Source organism: Thermus neutrinimicus, assembly GCF_022760955.1.
GTDB lineage: Bacteria > Deinococcota > Deinococci > Deinococcales > Thermaceae > Thermus > Thermus neutrinimicus.
The window spans coordinates 1-17,869 of the sequence record NZ_JAKTNU010000014.1 but is presented as its reverse complement, the minus strand read 5'-3'; the positions used below and the strand labels follow the sequence as shown (position 1 = coordinate 17,869).

Genomic DNA, 17,869 nt, shown 5'->3' with positions numbered 1-17,869 from the left:
ATATGGGAATGGGGTTTTGGCGGTTCCTCTGGGCGGCGACAGCTTTCCTTTCCCTGGCCCTGGGCCAGGTCTTCCCTCGGGAAGGGGGGCGGTACCTGTACTCCGATGGCACCCAGCAGGAGCTCCTTTCCACCCCCGAGGGTTTCCGCCTCCGCTACTGGAAGGAGGGGCGGATGTTCCGGGAGGACCGGCTTAAGGGGGGAGCCGAGGGGTTTTTTCTCCTGGGGGTGGGCTTGCCCGAGGGGTACTTCCCCTTCACGCCCCCCCTTCTTCTCTACCCCTCGAGGCTGGAGGTGGGGCTTTCCTGGGGGGGAAGCGCCCAGTTTCGCGGGCAGCGGGTGGCCCTTTCCGCCCGGGTGGAGGGCATAGAAGGGGTAAGGGTAAAGGCCGGGGCCTTCAACGCCTACCGGGTGCGGGTGGCCTACACCACGGAGAAGGGGGGTACGGACCTCAAGGAGATCTTCCTGGTTCCGGGCCTGGGGGTGGTGGCCTACCGCACCGGGGAGGTCTGGGTGGAGCTTTTAAAGCTCCCAGAGGCCCCTGCCCCTAGGCCTTGGCCCTGAGGTAGTAGCGCAGGATTTCCCGGTACATGCGCAGGCGGTGGAGAAATCCCGGGAAAAGCCCCCGCTTTTCCTCCTTCATCACCTGGCTCACCCCGGGGAGGGGCAGGTAGAGGACCCGCCAGCCCGCCCTTTGGGCGTGGCGGGTTAGGAGGAGCTCCAGGTCGTAGCGGGCCTCCTCCAGGCCCCGCACCCTTCGCAGCTCCTCCGTCTTCAGGGCCCGCTGCCCCGAGAGGAAGGGGGTGAGGCGCATGGCCAGGTCCGTAGAAAGCCTCCCCCCCTGGAAGACACCCACCGTCATCTCCACCCTTCCCTCCGCCACGGGGGCTAGAAGGGACTCCAGATGGTGGGGGGCAAGGCCCAGAAGGTCCGCGTCCAGGAGGAGGACCAAGGGGGTGTTTACCCGTTTCAGCCCTTCGGCGATGGCCCCACCCTTGCCCCGGTTGTGGGGCAGGCGCACCACCTGGGCCCCGGCCTTGGCCGCCTCCTGGGCGGTCTGGTCCTCTGAGCCGTCGTCGGCCACCACCACGGGCAACCCCGCCTCCTTGGCTACCCGCACCACCCCTGCCACCGTGGCCTCCTCGTTGTAGGCGGGGATGAGGACCGTGGCCTCCATCTAGCCTCCGAGAAGCCTCCTCAGGTCCTGGAAGGTGACCAGGATGACCAGGAGGATGAGGAAGACGAAGCCCAGGTAGTGGACCATGGCCTCCTGCTCGGGGCGGATGCGGAGGAATCGGGAGAGGAAGAGGAGGAGGATGCGCCCGCCATCCAGGGCGGGGATGGGCAACAGGTTGAAAAGGGCCAGGGAGAGGTTGATGGCCACGGTGAGTTCCAGGAGGCGGAAGGGCCCTTCCTGGGCTGCCCGGCCCGTTTCCGCCACGATGCCCAAGGGCCCCACCACCCCGCTATCCGGGCTTCCCGCGAGGACCCCCAAAAGCCCCCCCACCAAAGCCTTAACCATCTGGGGTCCGAAGGCCAGGGAGCGGGTCACCGCCAGGCCGAGGCCCTCGAGGAAACCCACCTTGCGGAAGGCCACCTCGGGCTGGTACACCACCCCTAGCCGCTCCATGCCCTCCTTCCAGGTGAGGGAGAGGGTGAGTTCCCGCCCCTGGCGGCGCAGGGTGAGGGTGTGTTCCCCAGGGGTCTTCACCCGTTCAATCCCCTGCGCTTGGGCGAGGGGTGTCCCGTCCACGGCCACCAGGATGTCGCCGGCCTTTAGCCCCGCGCCCTCCGCCACGCTCCCCGGGAGGACTTCCAGGATCACCGCCCTTCCCGTGGGTTCCGGTACCCCTTGGGCGCTGAAGAGGTAGGCGAGAAGCATCCAGGCCAAGAGGACGTTCATGATGACCCCGGCCACCAGGACCAGGAGCTTTCCAGGGAAGGGAAGGGCGTCGTACCCACGCCCCCGCTCCTCGGGGAGGAGGCCTTCGATGTCCGCGTACCCACCCAGGGGGATGGCGGATAGCCGCCACTCGGTTCCCCAGGCTTGCCGCCTGAGGAGGACGGGGCCGAAGCCCAGGCTGAAGGCCTTGACCCGAACCCCTTGGGCCCGCGCCGCCAGGTAGTGCCCCAGTTCGTGCACGAAGATGCTTACGCCGATGATGATCAAAAACCAAAACAGGCTCATGCCCACCTCTTGGCCTCTTCCCGGGCCCAGGCATCCACGGCGAAGAGGTTCTCCCATGTTAGGGGAAGGGAAGGGGTGTTTTCCAGAACCTGGGCCAGGATCTTTGGAATCTCGGTGAAGGCGATCTTTCCCGAGAGGAAGGCCTCCACCGCCACCTCGTCGGCGGCGGAGACCGCCACCTGGGCCACCCCTCCCCGCCTTCCCGCCTCGTAGGCCACCTCCAGGGCGGGGAAGCGGTTGAGGTCGGGCTCCAAAAACTCCAGCACCCCGGGGAGGGGGAGGTCCCGCAAGGGGGTTTCCGCCCTTTCTGGGAAGGTGAGGGCGTACTGGATGGGAAGGCGCATGTCCGTGGGGCCCAGCTGGGCCTTGAGGCTGCCGTCCACCAGGCGAACCAGGCCGTGGACATAGGCCTGGGGGTGGACCAGGACCTTGATCCTCTCCAGGGGAAAGCGGAAAAGCTCCTTGGCCTCGAGGACCTCCAGACCCTTATTGAAGAGGGTGGCGGAGTCTATCGTCACCTTAGGGCCCATGCGCCAGCGGGGGTGGTTTAGGGCCATGGCCGGGGTGACCCGGGAGAGGTCTTGCGGCTCCTTTAAGAAAGGTCCGCCGCTGGCCGTCAGAATAAGCTCGGCCACGTCCTCCCGCCTCTCCCCCAGGAGGGCCTGGAAAAGGGCCGAGTGCTCGGAGTCCACGGGGAGGATCTCCGCCCCATGGGCCTCCACCTCCTGCCAAAGGAGGGGCCCCGCCGCCACCATGGCCTCCTTGTTGGCCAAGGCCAGGCGTTTGCCGGTGCGCGCCGCCACCCGGGTGGGGGAGAGGCCGGCAAGCCCGGGAATGGCGGCCACGGCCACCTCCGCTTCCAGGGAGGCCACCTCCTCGGGGGTGCCAAGCCTTAGCCCAGGAAAGTGGGCCTTTAAAGGCCCGTGAAGGCTTTCGTGGGCGGCCACCAGGAGGGGCCTCCACTCCTCTATCTGCCGGGAGAGCTCCTCCAGGTTTTGCCCGGCGGCTAGCCCCACCACCCGAAAGCCCCGCCAGCGGCACACCTCCAGGGCCTGCCGTCCTATGGAACCCGTGGAGCCCAGGATCACCACCCGTTTCATGTGAAGAGCACCACCAAAAAGTAGGTGAGGGGGAAGGTAAAGAGAAGGCTGTCGATCCGGTCCAAAAGGCCCCCATGCCCGGGAAGGAAGTGCCCCGAGTCTTTCACCCCACAGTACCGCTTCAGCATGGACTCCACCAGGTCCCCAAGCTGGGCGGCTAGGGAAAGGAGGAGGCTGAAAAGCCAAAGTTCCAGGAGGCCAAAGGGGAAGACCTCCCGTACCAGCCCGGTGTAGAGGGCTAGGGCCAGGAAGCTTACCGCAATCCCCCCCAAGGAGCCTTCCACCGTCTTGGCGGGGGAGATTTCCGGGGCCAGCTTTTGCCGGCCCAGGGTGCGGCCCACGAAGTAGGCGCCGATGTCGGTGGCGAAGCTGGCCACCAGGGGAAGGGAAAGGGTCCATAGGCCCAGGGTGCTGTCCGGGGTTTCCCGCAGGAGGAGCACGTACCCCAGGCTCCAGGGCAGGTACAAGAAAGCCATGAGGGTGAAGGCGAAGCGAGTGAGGTCGGCTCCCTTGAGAAGCTCGTAGCTGAAGCTCCCCAACAGGAAAAGCCCCAGGGCCACCTCCCGCCAGGGCACCTGGGGAAAGTGCCAGTAGAGCTGGGGCAAGGAGAACAGGAAGAGAACCAACCCTCCACCCAGGAGGAAGGGCAGGTTTAGCCCGATGCCCCTTTTGGCCAGCATGTCCCGTAACTCCAGGCTTCCCAACCCAAGGACGAGGACCAGGGCGGGCAGGATCAGGGGTAGGCCCGCCCACAGGACCACCAAGAGCACCAGGACCCCAACCAGGGCGGAAAGAACCCGGGTGGGGAGGTCCTCCTTACCCTCCATCCCCCCTCCTTCCAGGAAGCCCTGGGGGTGTAGGGTCAACCTTCGGCAAACCGGCCACAAGGAATCGGCGATGGGGCGATCCCGGAAGCCTTAGCCCAGGATCTCCTGCTCCTTCTTCTCCAAGAGCTCGTCGGCTTTGGCGATGAATTCGTCGGTAATCTTTTGGATCTCCGCCTCCGCCCGCTTGGTGTCGTCCTCGGAAAGGTGGAGGTCCTTGGAAAGCTTTTTCAGCTTCTCCAAGGACTCCCGCCGGATGTTGCGGATGGCGATCCGGCCCTCTTCGGCGTAGTGGCGGGCGGTCTTCACCAGCTCCTTGCGCCGTTCCTCGGTGAGGGGGGGGATGTTGATGTACAGGGCATCCCCCTTGTTGGCGGGGTTCAGTCCCAGGTCCGAGTCGCGGATGGCCTTCTCTATGGCCTTTAGGGCGTTTTGGTCCCAGGACTGCACCACCAAGGTCTTGGCGTCGGGAGCGGTGACGGTGGCGATCTGGTTCAGGGGCACATGGGTGCCGTAGTACTCCACCTTGAGGTGGAGGAGCAGGGCGGGGTTGGCCCGCCCGGTGCGAAGTCCCGCCAGGTTGTGCTCCAGGGCCTCGAGGCTCTTTTGCATGTGCGCCCTTGTTTCCGCGTAAAGCTCTTTCAGGCTCATGGCACCTCCTTCAGGCATGGATCAGGGTACCCACCTTTTCCCCCTGGATGATACCCACCAAGGCGCCCGGTTTAAAGATGTCAAAGACCACGATGGGAAGGCCAGCCTCCATGCACAGGGTGATGGCGGTGGTGTCCATGACCTGCAAACCCCGGTTTAAGACCTCCAGGTAGGTGAGCTCGTCGAAGCGTACGGCGTTAGGGTTCTTGCGGGGGTCATCGGAGTAGACCCCGTCCACCTTGTTCTTGGCCATGAGGACCACCTCGGCCCCCACCTCCAGGGCCCTGAGGGCGGCGGCGGTGTCCGTGGAGAAGAAGGGGTTGCCGGTGCCGCCCCCGAAGATCACGATCCGCTCCTTCTCCAGGTGGCGCAAGGCCCGCCTGCGGATGTAGGGCTCGGCCACCTGGGTGATGGTGAGGGCGGTCTGGACCCGGGTGGGGATGCCCAGGGACTCCAGGGCGTCTTGCAGGGCTAAGGCGTTCATGATGGTGGCCAGCATGCCGATGTAATCCGCGGTCGCCCGGTCCATACCCACCCCCTGCCTCGCCCCCCGCCAGAGGTTCCCCGCGCCGATCACGATGGCCATCTGGACCCCGGTGTCGTAGGCCGCCTTGATCTCCTGGGCCAGGGCCTTGGTGGCCTCGGGCTCGATGCCGAAGCCGTTTGCGGTCAGAAACTCGCCGGAAAGCTTAAGGAGCACCCTTTTGTACTTCATGGCTTCGCTGATCCCCTAACCGGATTTACAAAACCGGGGCCCCTTTGGGTAAGGGCCCCGGTTCCCAGCATGGCCTACGCCCCCAGCTCAAAGCGGCAGAACCGCCGCACCACGATGTTTTCCCCGGTTTTGGCGATGGCCTGCTGGAGAAGCTCCTTCACCTTCACCTTGTCGTCCTTAACGAAGGGCTGCTCCAGGAGGGCCACCTCTTCCAGGTACTTCTTCAGACGGCCCTCGGCGATCTTCTCCGCGATCTGGGCCGGCTTCCCTTCATTGAGGGCGGCCTGGATGTAGACCTGCCGCTCCTTTTCCAGCTCCTCCGCGGGGATCTCCTCGGCGGAAACATAACGGGGGTTCATCATGGCGATGTGCATGGCCAGATCCCGTGCCAGGTTCTGGAAGATCTCGTTCCGGGCCACGAAGTCGGTCTCGCAGTTGAGCTCCACCAGAACCCCCACCCGCTGGTTGTGGTGGATGTAGTGGCCGATGACCCCTTCCCTAGCCTCCCGCTCCGCCTTTTTAGCCGCCTTCATGGCCCCCCGCTCCCGGAGGAGCTGGACGGCTTTTTCCTCGTTCCAGCCGGCGTCCTCGAGGGCCTTCTTCACATCCATCATGCCGGCCCCTGTGGCCTCGCGCAGCTTTTTGATGAGTTCCATCTGGCTCATGCTTCCACCTCGTCCTCGCCGAAGTCGGATTCCCCCTGGACCTGGGCTTCCGCCCTCTCGGCCTCCTCCACCAGGGCGTAGGAGGGGGAAGGTTCCACCACCCCGCCCCGGGCCTGGATGATGAGGTCCACGGCCCGGGAGACGATGAGCTGAATGGAACGGATGGCGTCGTCGTTGCCGGGGATAATGTAGTCCACCAGCTCGGGGTCGGAATCGGTGTCCGCCAGGGCCACCACGGGGATGAAGAGCTTGCGGGCCTCCCGCACGGCGATGGCCTCCTTGGTGGGGTCCACCACGAAGACGGCATCGGGAAGGCGCTTCAGGCGGCGGAAGCCCGAAAGATACTTGTGGAGCCGGTCCAGCTCATGCTTTAGGCGCACCTGTTCCTTCTTGGGCCGATCCTGGATCTCCGGGGAGGCGAAGAGGTTCTCCAGCTCCTCCAGGCGGTTCACCCGCTGGGAAATGGTCTTGAAGTTGGTTAGCATCCCACCCAGCCAGCGCTGGTTCACGTAGGGCATCCCCGCCCGCTCCGCTTCCATGCGAATGATGTCCTGGGCCTGCTTTTTGGTGCCCACAAAGAGGATGGTGCCTCCCCGCATGGCCAGGTCCTCGAGGAAGCGGAAGGTGCGCTCCAGCTCCACCATGGTCTTCTGCAGGTCGATGATGTGGATGCCGTTGCGCTCCGCATAGATATAGCGGCCGAACTTGGGGTTCCAGCGCTTGCGCTCATGGCCAAAGTGGACTCCAGCCTCCAAAAGTTCCTTCACGCTGATGTTTACAGGCATATTCCTCCCATTCGGGGAAGGTTGGGCTTGGCGTTTCCTGTGCGCCGTCCTCTTTCCCGCAGGACCTTCCCCTGCCTGCGGGCTGGTCCGGCACACCTCTCCGATTATAGGGGGAAGACGGGCTTTGCGTAACCCCCCCTTTTGGGCTATACTCCCCTAGGCATGGGGCGGTAGCTCAGAGGGAGAGCACCCGCCTTGCAAGCGGGAGGTCAGGGGTTCAAATCCCCTCCGCTCCACCAAGTCCAGGACGCAAAGCTTTACCCCCCGGTAGCATGGCCGGGGGGTTTCATCTACATATGGGGTGGGCTGGTCTCGGGTCCGCGTCCGGGGTGCCCCAGGTCCCATCGGGTATGGGCCTTCGAGCGTGATACTTCTCCACGTGGGGTCTTTTCTGCTGATCCTGTCCCGGAGTGGTAACGGGGCATGCACATGGGGATAAGGGGAGAGAGGGGATTCAAAATGGATAATCCCCCGCCCTAAAGGCCGGGGGGTCCTTGGCGGAGAGGGCGGGATTCGAACCCGCGAGGCAGGTTTAAGCCCGCCTACACGATTTCCAGTCGTGTCCCTTCAGCCACTCGGGCACCTCTCCAAGTGCCAAGCCTGAGTTTAACAAGGCCGGTTTTTAACGTCAAGTAAGCTGGTGGTGTGCGGGTGGTGGTGGCCCACGAGAACTTGGACTTTGATGCCCTGGGCTCCATGGTTCTGGCAGGAAGGCTATTCCCGGGGAGCATTCTGGCCTTGATTGGGGGCCTCGAAGGGCCCCTAAAGGAGATCGCCCCCCTTCTAGAGGATCGTCTGGACCTGGTCCCGGCCGCGGACGTTCCCGTGGCCAAGGTGACCGAGGTGATCTTGGTGGACAATGCTCGGCCCGAGCGCATCGGTCCCTTTAAGGGCTTGGTGGGTCGGGTGCCCTTTTTGGTCTATGACCACCACCCCCGGGCACCGGGGGATGTGCCCGCGGTGGGGGGGAGGGTGGCCCCGGTGGGGGCCACGGTCAGCCTCCTGGTCCCCCTGATCCGGGAGCGGGGTTTGGTCCTCACGCCCCTGGAGGCCACCTTGGCCTATGCGGGGATCTGGGAGGACACCGGGGGGTTCAGCTTCCCCTCCACCACGCCCCAGGACCTCGAGGCCGCTCACTTTTTAGCCCAACAGGGGGCGGAGATCCCCCGGGTACGGGAGTGGGTGCGGCCCCAACTGGGAGAGGAGGCCCGGGAGGTCCTCAAAAGCCTGATCCGCACCGCCAAGGTGGTGGAGCGGCAGGGGTTCCGGCTCCTCCTCGCCCGGGCCCAGGAGGAGGGGTACGTGCCGGCCCTGGCCCCCCTGGCCCATACGCTACTGGACCTGCACGAAGCCCAGGGGGTGTTGCTGGTGCTTAGGCTTTCCCGCGAGGTCCTCCTCATTGCCCGGAGCCGGGAGCGGTTGGATGTGGGTCGCTGGCTTTCCCAGGTGGGGGGAGGGGGGCATCCGCGGGCGGCCTTCGCCCGGGTGCGGGGGGTGCGTAATGCGGTGAAGCGCCTTTTGGAGAGCCTTCCCCAGTACCTGGAGCCTGAGCCCACTTTGGGCGAGGTCATGACCTCGCCCGTGGAGACCCTGCGCCCCACCACGGTACGGGAGGCCCTCCGGGTTCTGGAGGACCGCGGGTACGGGGCCATGCCGGTGGTGGAGCCCCTGGAAAGAGGGGGGTTGCGGGTCTTGGGCCTAGCCCGCAGAAGGGATCTCAGGAAGGCAGAAAGGCTCGGCCTGGCTGAACACCCGGTGGAGGGCTTTTTGGCCCGGGCTTTGGTCCTTCCCCCAAAGACCCCCCTTTCCCAAGTGGAGCCCCACTTGAAGGCGGGTGGGGGGAGGGTCTTGGTGGGGGAGAGGCTGGGGGAGGGTATCCGGCTTCTTGGGATCTTTACCCGGACCGACCTCTACCGAAAGAGGCCTTCCCTGGAGAAGCCCTTGGGGGAGAGGATTCTCGAGGCCCTACCCGAGGGGGCGAGGCGGGTGGTTCTGGCCCTTAGGGAGGCCTTTCCCCAAGGCATCTACCTGGTGGGGGGAGCGGTGCGGGATGCCCTTTTGGACCGGTCTGGTCCCGATATTGACCTGGTTCTGGAGCCGGGGGTGAGGGTGGGGGAGGTGGCCCGTTTTCTGGTGGAGCGCTTCGGGGGAAGCTTTGGCCTCCACTACGCCTTCGGCACCGCCCGGGTGCACATAAGCTTCGGGCTTACCGTGGACCTGGCGGAAAGCCGGGAGGAGGTCTACCCCTATCCCGGCGCCTTGCCCCAGGTGCGCCCGGCCCCCATCGCCAAGGACCTGGAAAGGCGCGATTACGCGGTGAACGCCATGGCCCTTTCCCTGGCCACCCTGGAGCTTTTGGATCCCTACGGGGGCCTCGAGGACCTAAGGAACCGCCTCCTGCGTCCCCTTCACCCCCTTTCCTTCGTGGAAGACCCCAGCCGCATCGTACGGGGGGCGCGCCTGGCCGCCCGGTTGGCCTTCCGTTTCTCCGAGGAGGCCCTGAAGGCCCTACCCCCAGCCTTGCTTCCCGAGGTCCTCGAGGGCGCCAGCAGGAGCCGTTTAAGGGACGAACTCCTCCTTACCCTAGAGGAGGATGCCTTCCTCGAGGCCCTTTCCCTTTTGGAGGAGCTTGGGGCCTTCGGCCCCCTCTACGGGCTAAAGCTTCCCCCTAAGGAGCCCTTTTTACGGCTCAGGTGGGGGCCTCTGGAAGAGGTCTCTGGGCGGGTGAGGGTGGAAGCCCGCCTCCTCCTTCTCCTTTACTTCCAGGAAAACCCCTGGGAAAGGGCTTTGGCCCTGGGGCTTCCCAAGAGGTTACAGGAGGCTTTGGCCCTGCTTCTCAAAGGCTCCTGGGAAGAGGCGGATAAGGAGGCCTTGGGAAAAGAGCCCCTGCGCGGTGTTTTCCTGGCCCTATTTCCCGAAAAGGAGGGCTGGCTTACGGAAAAGAGGCGGGTGCTCATGGGGCGGGACCTCCTGCAGCTGGGCCTGAAGCCGGGTCCTAGGGTGGGGGAGATCCTGCGCCAGGTGGCCGAGGCCAGGGCCCGGGGAGAGGTGAGGACCTTTGAGGAGGAGCTGGCCTTAGCCCGTAGACTGATAGGCGATGGGTCTTTTCCCGTACCTCAATGACCCCCCGGTCTTCCTGGTGGCCTTTGCCTTTGCTGTTTTTGGCCTTATGGTCCACAACCTTTTCCAGGCCTACTTGGCGGACCGGTATGGGGAGACGGCCCCCCGGCGCTATGGCTTCCTCTCCCTGGACCTGCGAACCCACCTGGAGCCCTTGGGCCTGGTCCTGTTGGTCCTTCTGGGCTTCGGTTGGCCCCGGTTCGTGCCCACCAACCTTCCCGGGAGAAAGGGGGCCATGGTGGCCCTCATGGGGCCTTTAGGGTTCTTCGTGGCCGCCTTTTTCTACGGCCTTCTTGCCCGCTTTATGCCCTACCCTTTCGGAGAGGGGCTTATGCTGGCCCAGAGGCTCATGCTCCTTCACGCCGCCATCTACCTCTTCCCCGTGCCTCCTTTAGACGGGGCCAAGGCCCTGTACGCCGTGGGCGGGTATGAGGCGCGGCGTTTTCTGGAGCAGCTTTCGGCCTATGGACCCTTGGGTTTCATCCTGATCTTTCTGGTCCTCTCCTATACCGGGGTTACCGGGGCGGTAGTCCAAGGGCTTGCGGGCCTCTTGGCCACGTTATACCGGTTCATCGGGCTATGATCGGGCTTTTGCAACGGGATCCCCTGGCCTTTCTCCTAACCTTTGCCGCCTTGGTGTTCAGCCTGGTCCTTCACGAGCTGGGCCACGCCTACGCCGCTTACCTCTTCGGGGACGCCACCGCCAAGCGCCAGGGGCGGCTTACCTTTAACCCCTTAAGGCACCTGGATCCCTTGGGCACGGTGCTTCTTCTCCTGGCAGGCTTCGGCTGGGCTAAACCCGTGCCCATCTACCCCCCAGCCTTTCGCCATTACCGCTTGGGGCTTTTCGTGGTCTCCATTGCCGGGATCCTCATCAACCTGGTTTTGGCCGTGCTCTTTGCCCTCCTGGTTCGGGGGTTCTTTGCCCTGGATCCCGTGGGGGTGGTGATGACCCTGCGGGGGGAGGGGCAGACCGGGCTCGGCCTCCTGGCCCTGGCGGCCTTTTTCGCCAGCTCCATCAACCTGGTCCTGGCGGTCTTCAACCTCCTGCCCATCCCTCCCTTGGATGGTTCCAAGATCCTGCAAAGCCTTCTTCCCCTTTCCTGGCAACCCCTTTTGTGGCGGTTGGAGCAGTACGCCTGGCTTTCCTTTCTTCTGATCCTTACCGTGTTGCGGGGTCCCATCCAGGAGGTGTTGCGCTTGGCGCGGCGGGTGTTCTTTGGCTTTTTCTTCGGCTAGACCGGGGCCATGTGCACCCCGAGCCTAGGGCTGGCCGGGTGGCTTTCTTCTCCCTGCCCTCCTGTCCCTGGCCCTTTCGGCAGGGCTTAGCCCGCTTTCGGGAGGGGAAAGGGTCCTTGGGGCGGGGCTTATACCGATGGGGGTTTCCGCCTTGCACCCTTAGGGGGCGGCTTCCTCTAGCCAGGTGCGCAGGATCCTTAGGTTCCAGGCGTCCTCCTCCGGGCTCCTAGGCGTTTCCAAGATGAAGACCCGGCCCCTGAGCCGGGGGTCCAGGAGCACGCCCTTGAGCCCCTCCCCGATCTGGCCCTGGAGGAGGTGGGCGTGGTGGTCCACGCGGCCACCCAACCCCCCCACGGAATCGTTCAGGTGCACCACAGGCACCCGCTCAAGCCCCACGAGGCGGTCCAGCTCGCTTAAAACCCCCTTTGGATCCCCCTTCACGTCGTACCCGGCGGCGTAGGCGTGGCAGGTGTCCAGGCAGACCCCCAAGGGCGTATCCTCTATGAGCCAGGCCAGCTCCTCGAACCGGGCCCCCACCTTCTCCCCGCCCCCGGCGGTGTTTTCCACCAGGAGGGTGGGGCGCTCCCGGACGCCGGCCAGGTGCCGGGCCCTCAGGAGGCCTTCCTTAACCCGCTTGGGATCTCCCGAGCCCGGGTGGACCACCACGTACTCCAGGCCCAGCAGGCGGGCTTTTTCCAGATCGTCCGCCAGGCTCATCACGCTCTTTTCCCAAAGTTCCCCTTGGGCTCCCAGGTTCACCAGGTAGGAGGCGTGGATAACCCCGGGGAGCTCCCCGGCCAGCTCCCTAAGGGCCCGGAAGGTTTCCACCTCGCTGGGGGAGAGGGCTCGGGTTTTCCAGCTCCGTGGGCTTTTGGCGAAGATCTGGAAGGCGGAAAGACCCAGGGCCTGGGCTTCCTCCACGGCCCCGGCCACCCCCTTTTTCCCGGCGATGGAGAGGTGAAAGCCATAGCGAACCATCATTCCTCCACAACCTCCACCCGTACCCGGGTGGCGGAAAGGGCCCCAATGGCCTTGGCGGCGGCGTAGGAGAGGTCGATGATGTACCTGCCGCCAAAGGGCCCTCGGTCGTTGATGCGCACCACCACGCTTTTGCCGTTTTTCAGGTTGGTGACCCGTACCCGGGTGCCAAAGGGCAGGGAGGGGTGGGCGGCGGTGAGGGCGTGCATGTCGTAGCGCTCCCCGCTGGCCGTGCGCCTGCCGTGGAAGCCGGGGCCGTACCAGACGGCAAGCCCCTCCTGCAGGAATCGGGCCTTGCCCGGGGATTCCTTTCCCTCTAGCCTTAGGACCTGGCCGGGATGGATCAGGTCCGAGGTGAGGCCGTTAAGCTCCTTCAGCTCCCTCACGCTTATGCCGTGGGCTTGGGCGATGCGGAAGAGGGTGTCCCCCTTTTTTACCGTGTAGGTCTGGGCCAGGGCGCCGGAGAGGAAGAGGACCAGGACGAGGCCGCGCACCTAAACCTCCCTCCAGCCCCGGGGAAAGCGGGAGAGGAGCTCAATCCCTGTTTCCCGGATGAGGACGAGCTCCTCAATCCGTACCCCGCCTATGCCCGGCAGGTAGACCCCGGGTTCCACGGTGACCACCATGCCCGCCTCGAGGGTCTCCTCCGTGTAGGGGGAAAGCCCCGGCCCCTCGTGCACGGCCAGCCCCACCCCGTGCCCCAGGGAGTGGACGAAGTAGCGGTCCAGGTCAAAGCGCCTTAGCTCCTCCCGGGCCAGGGCATCCATCTCCTTGGTACTCTTGCCTGGGCCCAAATTCTCTAGAACCCTTTTCAGGGCAGCCAGGGTGGCTTCAAAGGCCCGCTTGAGCTCCCCGTCCACCCTTCCCAAGGCCACGGTGCGGGTCATGTCCGAGTGGTACCCCTCCACCCTGGCCCCTAGGTCCAGGGTGACGAGCTCCCCCGCCTCGAGGGCCTTGCCCGAGGCGCCCGCGTGGGGTAGGGCCCCCCGCATCCCCGAGGCCACGATGGGGGGGAAGGCCACCTCAGCCCCCCGCCGTTTCAGGAAGAACTCTATTTCCAAGGCCACGTCCCGTTCCAAAACCCCTGGTCTTAGAAGGCCCAGGGCGTGGGCTAGGGCCTCCTCCGCCAGGGCCTGGGCCTTGCGGATCCTTTCCACCTCCTCCGGGGTCTTCTTGAGCCGCAGCCGCTCCACCACCCCCCTGGTGGGCACCCACTCCGCGGGGGCAAGCTCCCGCAGGCGTTCCAGGGCGGCGTAGGGAAGGTGCTCCGCTTCAAAGCCCACCCGGCCTCTCAAGCCCTTGAGGACCTCCTCCTTTTCCTCCCGCTTCAGCACCTTGGCGGGGATGCGGCTTTCCCCTTCGGCCTCGGGGTAGCGGGGATCTGTGAGGAGTAAGGCTCCCTCTGGGGTCACGAGGACCTGGGCATCCTCGGGATGGGGAAAGCCCGATAGGTAGCGCACGTTCTCGGGACGGGTCACGTAGAGCGCGTCCAGCCCTAGGGGCTCGAGGAGGGTCTTCGGGTCCAGCACGGGCCCCACTATACCACCCGCCAGCCCTCTTCTAGGTTCACACCCCGGTAGGGATCCTCCACGGGCAGCTTCAGGCTGGAGAAGGGGAGGGGAAGGCTCTTCCCCGGCCCCAGGCGGAGGTAGGTCCACTTGCCCTCTTCCCCCAGGTGGGCCTCGAGGCTTGGACGGCGGCTATCCACCAGAAGGTACGCCCATGGCGAGGGTAGCCGGAGGTAGTGCCAAAGCTTCTTCCCCCGGTCCAGGTCCTCCGTGGTCCAAGAGGATTTCCACCAGAAGGCAGGGGGCTTCCCCATAGAGGGAAGGGGAAGGGGCACACACCCCCATGAGGTGGGGATAGAAGATGGTGTCCTCCGCAACCTTCAGCCTGCGGCCTACCGCATAGGCCTCACATCCTTCCTCCAAGGCCTTGGGGCCCACCTTCAGAAGAAGCCGGGTCAGTTGGCCCAAAGAGCCCCCTCCACCAGGTGATGGCGGATGGGGCTTTTCTCCTCCAGATGGAGGTAGGCCTCGAGGCTAAGGGCCTTTCGGGCAGGCTGGCCCTCGGTCCTATTCTAACCTTGCCAGGCTGAAGCGCGCCCGGCCCTCCTCGTCCTCCAAGAGGGTGGTGTGGCCGGGGAAGAGGCCCTCGGCGAACTCCAGGGCCAAGACCTCCTCGGCGATCCAGCTGCCATGCCGTTTCAGGGCCTCCTGGTACGGCCCCTCCGCCTCGTAGCCCACCCGGATGCGGTCGGAAACCCTTAGGCCCATCTCCTTACGGGTTTGCTGCAGGTGGCGGATCAGGTCCCGGGCCAGGCCTTCAAGCCTCAGCTCCTCCGTGACCCGCACCTCCAAGGCGGCCACGTACCCCTCCTTTTCCAGGGCCTGGTACCCCTCGGGGGCCTGGGCCTCTAGGAGCACCTCCTCGGGCTCCAGGACCACCTCTCGCTCCTCCAGACGCAGGGGCACCCTTTCCCCCTTCAGGACCAAGCCGACCACCCTCGAGGCCTCCTTTTCCAGGGCCTCGCGGATCTTGGGGAGGAGCTTGCCGTACTTCTTACCGAGGAGCTTCAGGTTGGGCAGGACCCGGTAGCGGAGCACCTCTTCCCCGGGCTGCAAAACCCGCACTTCCTTCACGTTCAACTCCTCGGCGATCTCGGGGGCGAAGTGCCTTAGGCCCTCCCGCTCTAAGGCGGTGGGGGCGGTGACGAGGAGGAGGGGAAGGGGGATGCGGGTCTTGATCCCGCTTCGCGCCCGGGCGGAGCGGGCCAGGTCCACCACCTGGAGCACCGCCCGCATCTTGGCCACCAAGTCCTCGTCCACCAGATGGGGGTCCACCTCGGGCCAGTCGGAAAGGTGCACGGAAAGGGGGGCCTCAGGGCTTACCGAGCGCACCAGGTTTTGCCACAACACCTCGGACAGGAAGGGGGTGAAGGGGGCGGAAAGCTGGCTTACCGTGACCAGGGCCTGGTACAAGGTGGCGTAGGCGGACTCCCGGTCTAAAGGGTCCTCATTCTTCCAGTAGCGCCTGCGGCCCCGGCGCACGTACCACTGGGAGAGGTCCTCCACCACGAAGTCCCGAAGGGCCCGGCTGCTTTGGGTGGGGTCGTAGGCCTCGAGGGCCTCCGTAACCCTTTGGATGAGGTCCTGAAGCCGGGCAAGAAGCCAGCGGTCCAGCTCGGGCCGCTTCTCCACGGGAGGAGGGTTCTTAAGGTCCGGCCGGTCCAGGTTGGCGTAGGTGACGAAGAAGCTGTACACGTTCCAGAGGGTGAGGAAGTAGTCCCGCACCGTCTCCCGCACCAGGTTGGGCCCAAAGCGGCGGTCCGCCTCCGGGGGAGCGGAGATGTAGATGTACCACCTTAGGGCATCCGCCCCGAACTCCCGGATGATGTCCCAGGGGTCCACCACGTTCCCCTTGGACTTGCTCATCTTCTGGCCCTTCTCGTCCAGGATGAGGCCGTGGCAGATGACGTTTTTGAAGGCGATGGAGCCGAAGAGCATCACCCCCAGTTGGTGCAGGGAGTTGAACCAGCCCCGGGTCTGGTCGATGCCCTCGGCGATGAAGTCCGCGGGGAAGGCCTCCTTAAACTCCTCCCCGTTCTCGAAGGGGTAGTGCAAGGAGGCAAAGGGCATGGCTCCGGAGTCGTACCAGACGTCGATCACATAGGGAACCCGGCGCATGGTGCCCCCGCAGGTGCACCGGAGTTCCACCTCATCCACATGGGGACGGTGGGGATCAAAGGGCTCGGGAAGGGGTTTGGTGGCCCTTTCCTTGAGCTCCTGGAAGCTTCCCACGGCCTCTTCCCTCCCGCAGGAGCCGCAGACCCAGATGGGAAGGGGCGTGCCCCAGTAGCGGTTGCGGCTTAGGGCCCAGTCCACCAGGTTCCTAAGCCACTCCCCGTAGCGACCCTCCTTGATGTGGGGCGGGACCCAGTTGATCTCCTGGTTTTTCCGGATGAGTTCCTCTTTGAAGAGGGTGTTTTTGATGAACCAGGTTTCCGTGGCGTAGTACATGAGGGGGGTGGAGCAACGCCAGCAGTGGGGGTAGCTGTGGAGGTGGGTTTCCTCCTTGAAAAGAAGCCCCCGGGAGCGGAGGTCTTTCAGGATGGCCCGGTTGGCCTCCCGGAAGAAGAGGCCCTTAAAAGGTTCCACCAGGAGCTTCCCTTCCTCGTCCACCGTCTTGAGGAGGGGAAGGCCGTAGGCCCTGGCCGTGTCCAGGTCCTCGGCCCCGAAGGCGGGGGCCTGGTGGACGATGCCGGTGCCATCTTCCCGGCTCACGTACTCGGCCAGGACCACGAAGTACCCCTTCTCCAGGGCCTGGGGATAAGGGGGATCGTAGGCCAGGCCCTCCAGTTCCTTCCCGACAAAGCTCTTGAGAATGGGGGTTTCCTCGCCCAGGAGCTTGCGCCCCAGGGTCTCCTCGAGGATCACCACCTCCTCCCCCGCGGCAAAGGCCCCATAGGTGTACTCGGGGTGCACCGCCGCGGCCACGTTCCCGGGCAGGGTCCAAGGGGTGGTGGTCCAGATGAGGAGGCTGGCCCTTTCCAGACCCACCCTCCCCGGCTCCCTAAGGGGAAGGCGCACGTAGACCGAGGGGTCGGTGATCTCCTTGTAACCCAGGGAAAGCTCGTGGGAGGAAAGGGGGGTGCCGCACCGGGGGCAGTAGGGCACCACCTTGTGGTCCCGGTAGAGAAGTCCCCGGTGGAAGAGGTTCTTCAGGCTCCACCAGATGCTTTCCACGTAGGTGGGGTGCAGGGTGGCGTAGGCGTTTTTGAGATCTACCCAGTAGGCGATGCGCTCAGTAAAGGCCTCCCACTCCTTCTCGTAGGTGAAGACGGATTCCCGGCAGGCCTGGTTGAAGCGCTCGATGCCGTAGGCCTCGATCTCCCGCTTGCTCTTTAGCCCCAGCTTCTTCTCCACCTCGAGTTCCACGGGCAGGCCGTGGGTGTCCCAGCCGGCCCGGCGGGGCACATAGTAGCCCCGCATGGTCTTGTAGCGGGGGAAAAGGTCTTTGTAGCTTCGGGCCTGGGCATGGCCCACATGGGGCATGCCGTTGGCGGTGGGAGGGCCTTCGTAAATGGTGTAGCGGGGCCCTCCTTTGCGGTTTTCTACGCTTTTCTCAAAGATCCTCTCCCGCTTCCAGAACTCCAGAACCTCCTCTTCCAGCCTAGGAAAGTTGGGTTCGCCGACCTCCTTGAACATACGCTCCTCCCTAAAGAAATGCCCGCGCCCTTTGGGCGCGGACGAAAGCGCATGGGCTTCCGCGGTACCACCGCGCTTCCTGGAGATGGCCTCCAGGCCCTCATTTCCGCGCGATCACGGGCGCACCCGGCGGGCATTACTCGAGGTCCTCAGCCCCTTTCCTCCCGCGGCTCCGGGGTGATCTTCCCGCCTTTCCTCACCGCCGGGCTTCCACCCTCCCCGGCTCGCTCTAGGCTATTGGAAAGGGGTACTCTCCCCATCCTCGCCTTTACAGCTCATGCCCCCTGGGGTAAAATCCCCCGTTGGCGGCTAAGCCCATGCTAGCAGCCCTTCCCCTTTCTGAACCCGGACAAACACATGTGAGACTCTGGGCTGGGATAAAAAGAGGGGGACCGACT

The 17,869-nt window shown here is 65.0% G+C and carries 17 protein-coding genes and 2 tRNA genes; 5 read left to right on the top strand and 14 right to left on the bottom strand.

Annotation, left to right across the window (positions count from 1 at the left end; all coding sequences use genetic code 11):
• The first annotated feature begins 8 nt into the window (after positions 1 to 8).
• On the top strand, positions 9 to 563 hold the full coding sequence (locus L0C59_RS08530) for a hypothetical protein (RefSeq protein ID WP_243090933.1): 555 nt from the start codon (positions 9 to 11) through the stop codon (positions 561 to 563).
• Here L0C59_RS08530 and L0C59_RS08525 read toward each other — a convergent pair.
• From L0C59_RS08525 to rpsB, 8 genes are all read right to left on the bottom strand, one after another.
• Positions 547 to 1,176 (bottom strand): glycosyltransferase family 2 protein, encoded by a 630-nt coding sequence (locus tag L0C59_RS08525; protein WP_243090932.1) that lies wholly within the window; start codon positions 1,174 to 1,176, stop codon positions 547 to 549. The genes L0C59_RS08530 and L0C59_RS08525 overlap by 17 nt on opposite strands.
• Positions 1,177 to 2,187, bottom strand: a complete 1,011-nt coding sequence (locus tag L0C59_RS08520; protein WP_243090931.1) for a M50 family metallopeptidase — start codon at positions 2,185 to 2,187, stop codon at positions 1,177 to 1,179. It abuts the gene before it with no gap.
• A complete protein-coding gene (gene dxr / locus L0C59_RS08515; protein WP_243090930.1) occupies positions 2,184 to 3,287 on the bottom strand; it encodes a 1-deoxy-D-xylulose-5-phosphate reductoisomerase in 1,104 nt (367 codons plus the stop codon). The genes L0C59_RS08520 and dxr overlap by 4 nt, the downstream gene beginning before the upstream one ends.
• A complete protein-coding gene (locus tag L0C59_RS08510) occupies positions 3,284 to 4,114 on the bottom strand; it encodes a phosphatidate cytidylyltransferase (RefSeq protein WP_243090929.1) in 831 nt (276 codons plus the stop codon). Before L0C59_RS08510 ends, dxr begins: the two co-directional genes overlap by 4 nt.
• A 90-nt stretch (positions 4,115 to 4,204) precedes the next feature.
• On the bottom strand, positions 4,205 to 4,762 hold the full coding sequence (gene frr / locus L0C59_RS08505) for a ribosome recycling factor (protein ID WP_243090928.1): 558 nt from the start codon (positions 4,760 to 4,762) through the stop codon (positions 4,205 to 4,207).
• 10 nt (positions 4,763 to 4,772) lie between these two features.
• Positions 4,773 to 5,477, bottom strand: a complete 705-nt coding sequence (pyrH, locus tag L0C59_RS08500) for a UMP kinase (protein WP_243090927.1) — start codon at positions 5,475 to 5,477, stop codon at positions 4,773 to 4,775.
• A gap of 74 nt (positions 5,478 to 5,551) precedes the next feature.
• A complete protein-coding gene (gene tsf / locus L0C59_RS08495; RefSeq protein ID WP_243090926.1) occupies positions 5,552 to 6,142 on the bottom strand; it encodes a translation elongation factor Ts in 591 nt (196 codons plus the stop codon).
• Entirely contained in the window at positions 6,139 to 6,927 is a 789-nt protein-coding gene (rpsB, locus tag L0C59_RS08490; RefSeq protein WP_243090925.1) for a 30S ribosomal protein S2, read from the bottom strand. Before rpsB ends, tsf begins: the two co-directional genes overlap by 4 nt.
• A 164-nt stretch (positions 6,928 to 7,091) precedes the next feature.
• Between rpsB and L0C59_RS08485 the strand changes: the two genes are divergently transcribed.
• Positions 7,092 to 7,166 (top strand) — tRNA-Ala (locus L0C59_RS08485).
• Between the two features lie 256 nt (positions 7,167 to 7,422).
• On the opposite strand, the gene L0C59_RS08480 is transcribed toward L0C59_RS08485, so the two are convergent.
• Positions 7,423 to 7,516: transfer RNA gene (locus tag L0C59_RS08480), tRNA-Ser, on the bottom strand.
• Between the two features lie 56 nt (positions 7,517 to 7,572).
• Here L0C59_RS08480 and L0C59_RS08475 point away from each other — a divergent pair.
• From L0C59_RS08475 to L0C59_RS08465, 3 genes are read left to right on the top strand one after another with little or no spacing between them, the layout of a single operon-like run.
• The gene (locus L0C59_RS08475) at positions 7,573 to 10,050 is read left to right on the top strand and encodes a CBS domain-containing protein (protein WP_243090924.1); all 2,478 of its coding nucleotides are present in this window, start codon (positions 7,573 to 7,575) and stop codon (positions 10,048 to 10,050) included.
• Positions 10,025 to 10,630, top strand: a complete 606-nt coding sequence (locus L0C59_RS08470; protein ID WP_243090923.1) for a zinc metalloprotease — start codon at positions 10,025 to 10,027, stop codon at positions 10,628 to 10,630. The genes L0C59_RS08475 and L0C59_RS08470 overlap by 26 nt, the downstream gene beginning before the upstream one ends.
• Positions 10,627 to 11,286, top strand: a complete 660-nt coding sequence (locus tag L0C59_RS08465; protein ID WP_243090922.1) for a site-2 protease family protein — start codon at positions 10,627 to 10,629, stop codon at positions 11,284 to 11,286. Before L0C59_RS08470 ends, L0C59_RS08465 begins: the two co-directional genes overlap by 4 nt.
• A gap of 159 nt (positions 11,287 to 11,445) precedes the next feature.
• Here L0C59_RS08465 and nfo read toward each other — a convergent pair whose 3' ends face one another.
• The 5 genes from nfo to ileS all read right to left on the bottom strand — a co-directional run bounded on the left by nfo (position 11,446) and on the right by ileS (position 17,471).
• Positions 11,446 to 12,264 carry an endonuclease IV gene (nfo, locus tag L0C59_RS08460; RefSeq protein WP_243090975.1) on the bottom strand — a complete coding sequence of 273 codons (819 nt, stop codon included), beginning with the start codon at positions 12,262 to 12,264 and terminating at the stop codon, positions 11,446 to 11,448.
• The gene (locus L0C59_RS08455; RefSeq protein WP_243090921.1) at positions 12,264 to 12,758 is read right to left on the bottom strand and encodes a septal ring lytic transglycosylase RlpA family protein; all 495 of its coding nucleotides are present in this window, start codon (positions 12,756 to 12,758) and stop codon (positions 12,264 to 12,266) included. Before L0C59_RS08455 ends, nfo begins: the two co-directional genes overlap by 1 nt.
• Complete coding sequence (locus L0C59_RS08450) at positions 12,759 to 13,790, bottom strand: M24 family metallopeptidase (RefSeq protein WP_243090974.1); 1,032 nt, start codon at positions 13,788 to 13,790, stop codon at positions 12,759 to 12,761.
• Between the two features lie 11 nt (positions 13,791 to 13,801).
• Positions 13,802 to 14,107, bottom strand: a complete 306-nt coding sequence (locus L0C59_RS08445; protein ID WP_243090920.1) for a Uma2 family endonuclease — start codon at positions 14,105 to 14,107, stop codon at positions 13,802 to 13,804.
• A gap of 232 nt (positions 14,108 to 14,339) precedes the next feature.
• A complete protein-coding gene (gene ileS / locus L0C59_RS08440; RefSeq protein ID WP_243090919.1) occupies positions 14,340 to 17,471 on the bottom strand; it encodes an isoleucine--tRNA ligase in 3,132 nt (1,043 codons plus the stop codon).
• Positions 17,472 to 17,869: the final 398 nt, after the last annotated feature.

What these genes read in the sequence shown, in the direction of transcription:
- L0C59_RS08530 (WP_243090933.1), top strand. Translation starts at nt 9, where the DNA reads ATGGGGTTTTGGCGGTTCCTCTGGGCGGCGACAGCTTTCCTTTCCCTG.
- L0C59_RS08525 (WP_243090932.1), bottom strand. Translation starts at nt 1,176, where the DNA reads ATGGAGGCCACGGTCCTCATCCCCGCCTACAACGAGGAGGCCACGGTG.
- L0C59_RS08520 (WP_243090931.1), bottom strand. Translation starts at nt 2,187, where the DNA reads ATGAGCCTGTTTTGGTTTTTGATCATCATCGGCGTAAGCATCTTCGTG.
- dxr (WP_243090930.1), bottom strand. Translation starts at nt 3,287, where the DNA reads ATGAAACGGGTGGTGATCCTGGGCTCCACGGGTTCCATAGGACGGCAG.
- L0C59_RS08510 (WP_243090929.1), bottom strand. Translation starts at nt 4,114, where the DNA reads ATGGAGGGTAAGGAGGACCTCCCCACCCGGGTTCTTTCCGCCCTGGTT.
- frr (WP_243090928.1), bottom strand. Translation starts at nt 4,762, where the DNA reads ATGAGCCTGAAAGAGCTTTACGCGGAAACAAGGGCGCACATGCAAAAG.
- pyrH (WP_243090927.1), bottom strand. Translation starts at nt 5,477, where the DNA reads ATGAAGTACAAAAGGGTGCTCCTTAAGCTTTCCGGCGAGTTTCTGACC.
- tsf (WP_243090926.1), bottom strand. Translation starts at nt 6,142, where the DNA reads ATGAGCCAGATGGAACTCATCAAAAAGCTGCGCGAGGCCACAGGGGCC.
- rpsB (WP_243090925.1), bottom strand. Translation starts at nt 6,927, where the DNA reads ATGCCTGTAAACATCAGCGTGAAGGAACTTTTGGAGGCTGGAGTCCAC.
- L0C59_RS08470 (WP_243090923.1), top strand. Translation starts at nt 10,025, where the DNA reads ATGGGTCTTTTCCCGTACCTCAATGACCCCCCGGTCTTCCTGGTGGCC.
- L0C59_RS08465 (WP_243090922.1), top strand. Translation starts at nt 10,627, where the DNA reads ATGATCGGGCTTTTGCAACGGGATCCCCTGGCCTTTCTCCTAACCTTT.
- nfo (WP_243090975.1), bottom strand. Translation starts at nt 12,264, where the DNA reads ATGGTTCGCTATGGCTTTCACCTCTCCATCGCCGGGAAAAAGGGGGTG.
- ileS (WP_243090919.1), bottom strand. Translation starts at nt 17,471, where the DNA reads ATGTTCAAGGAGGTCGGCGAACCCAACTTTCCTAGGCTGGAAGAGGAG.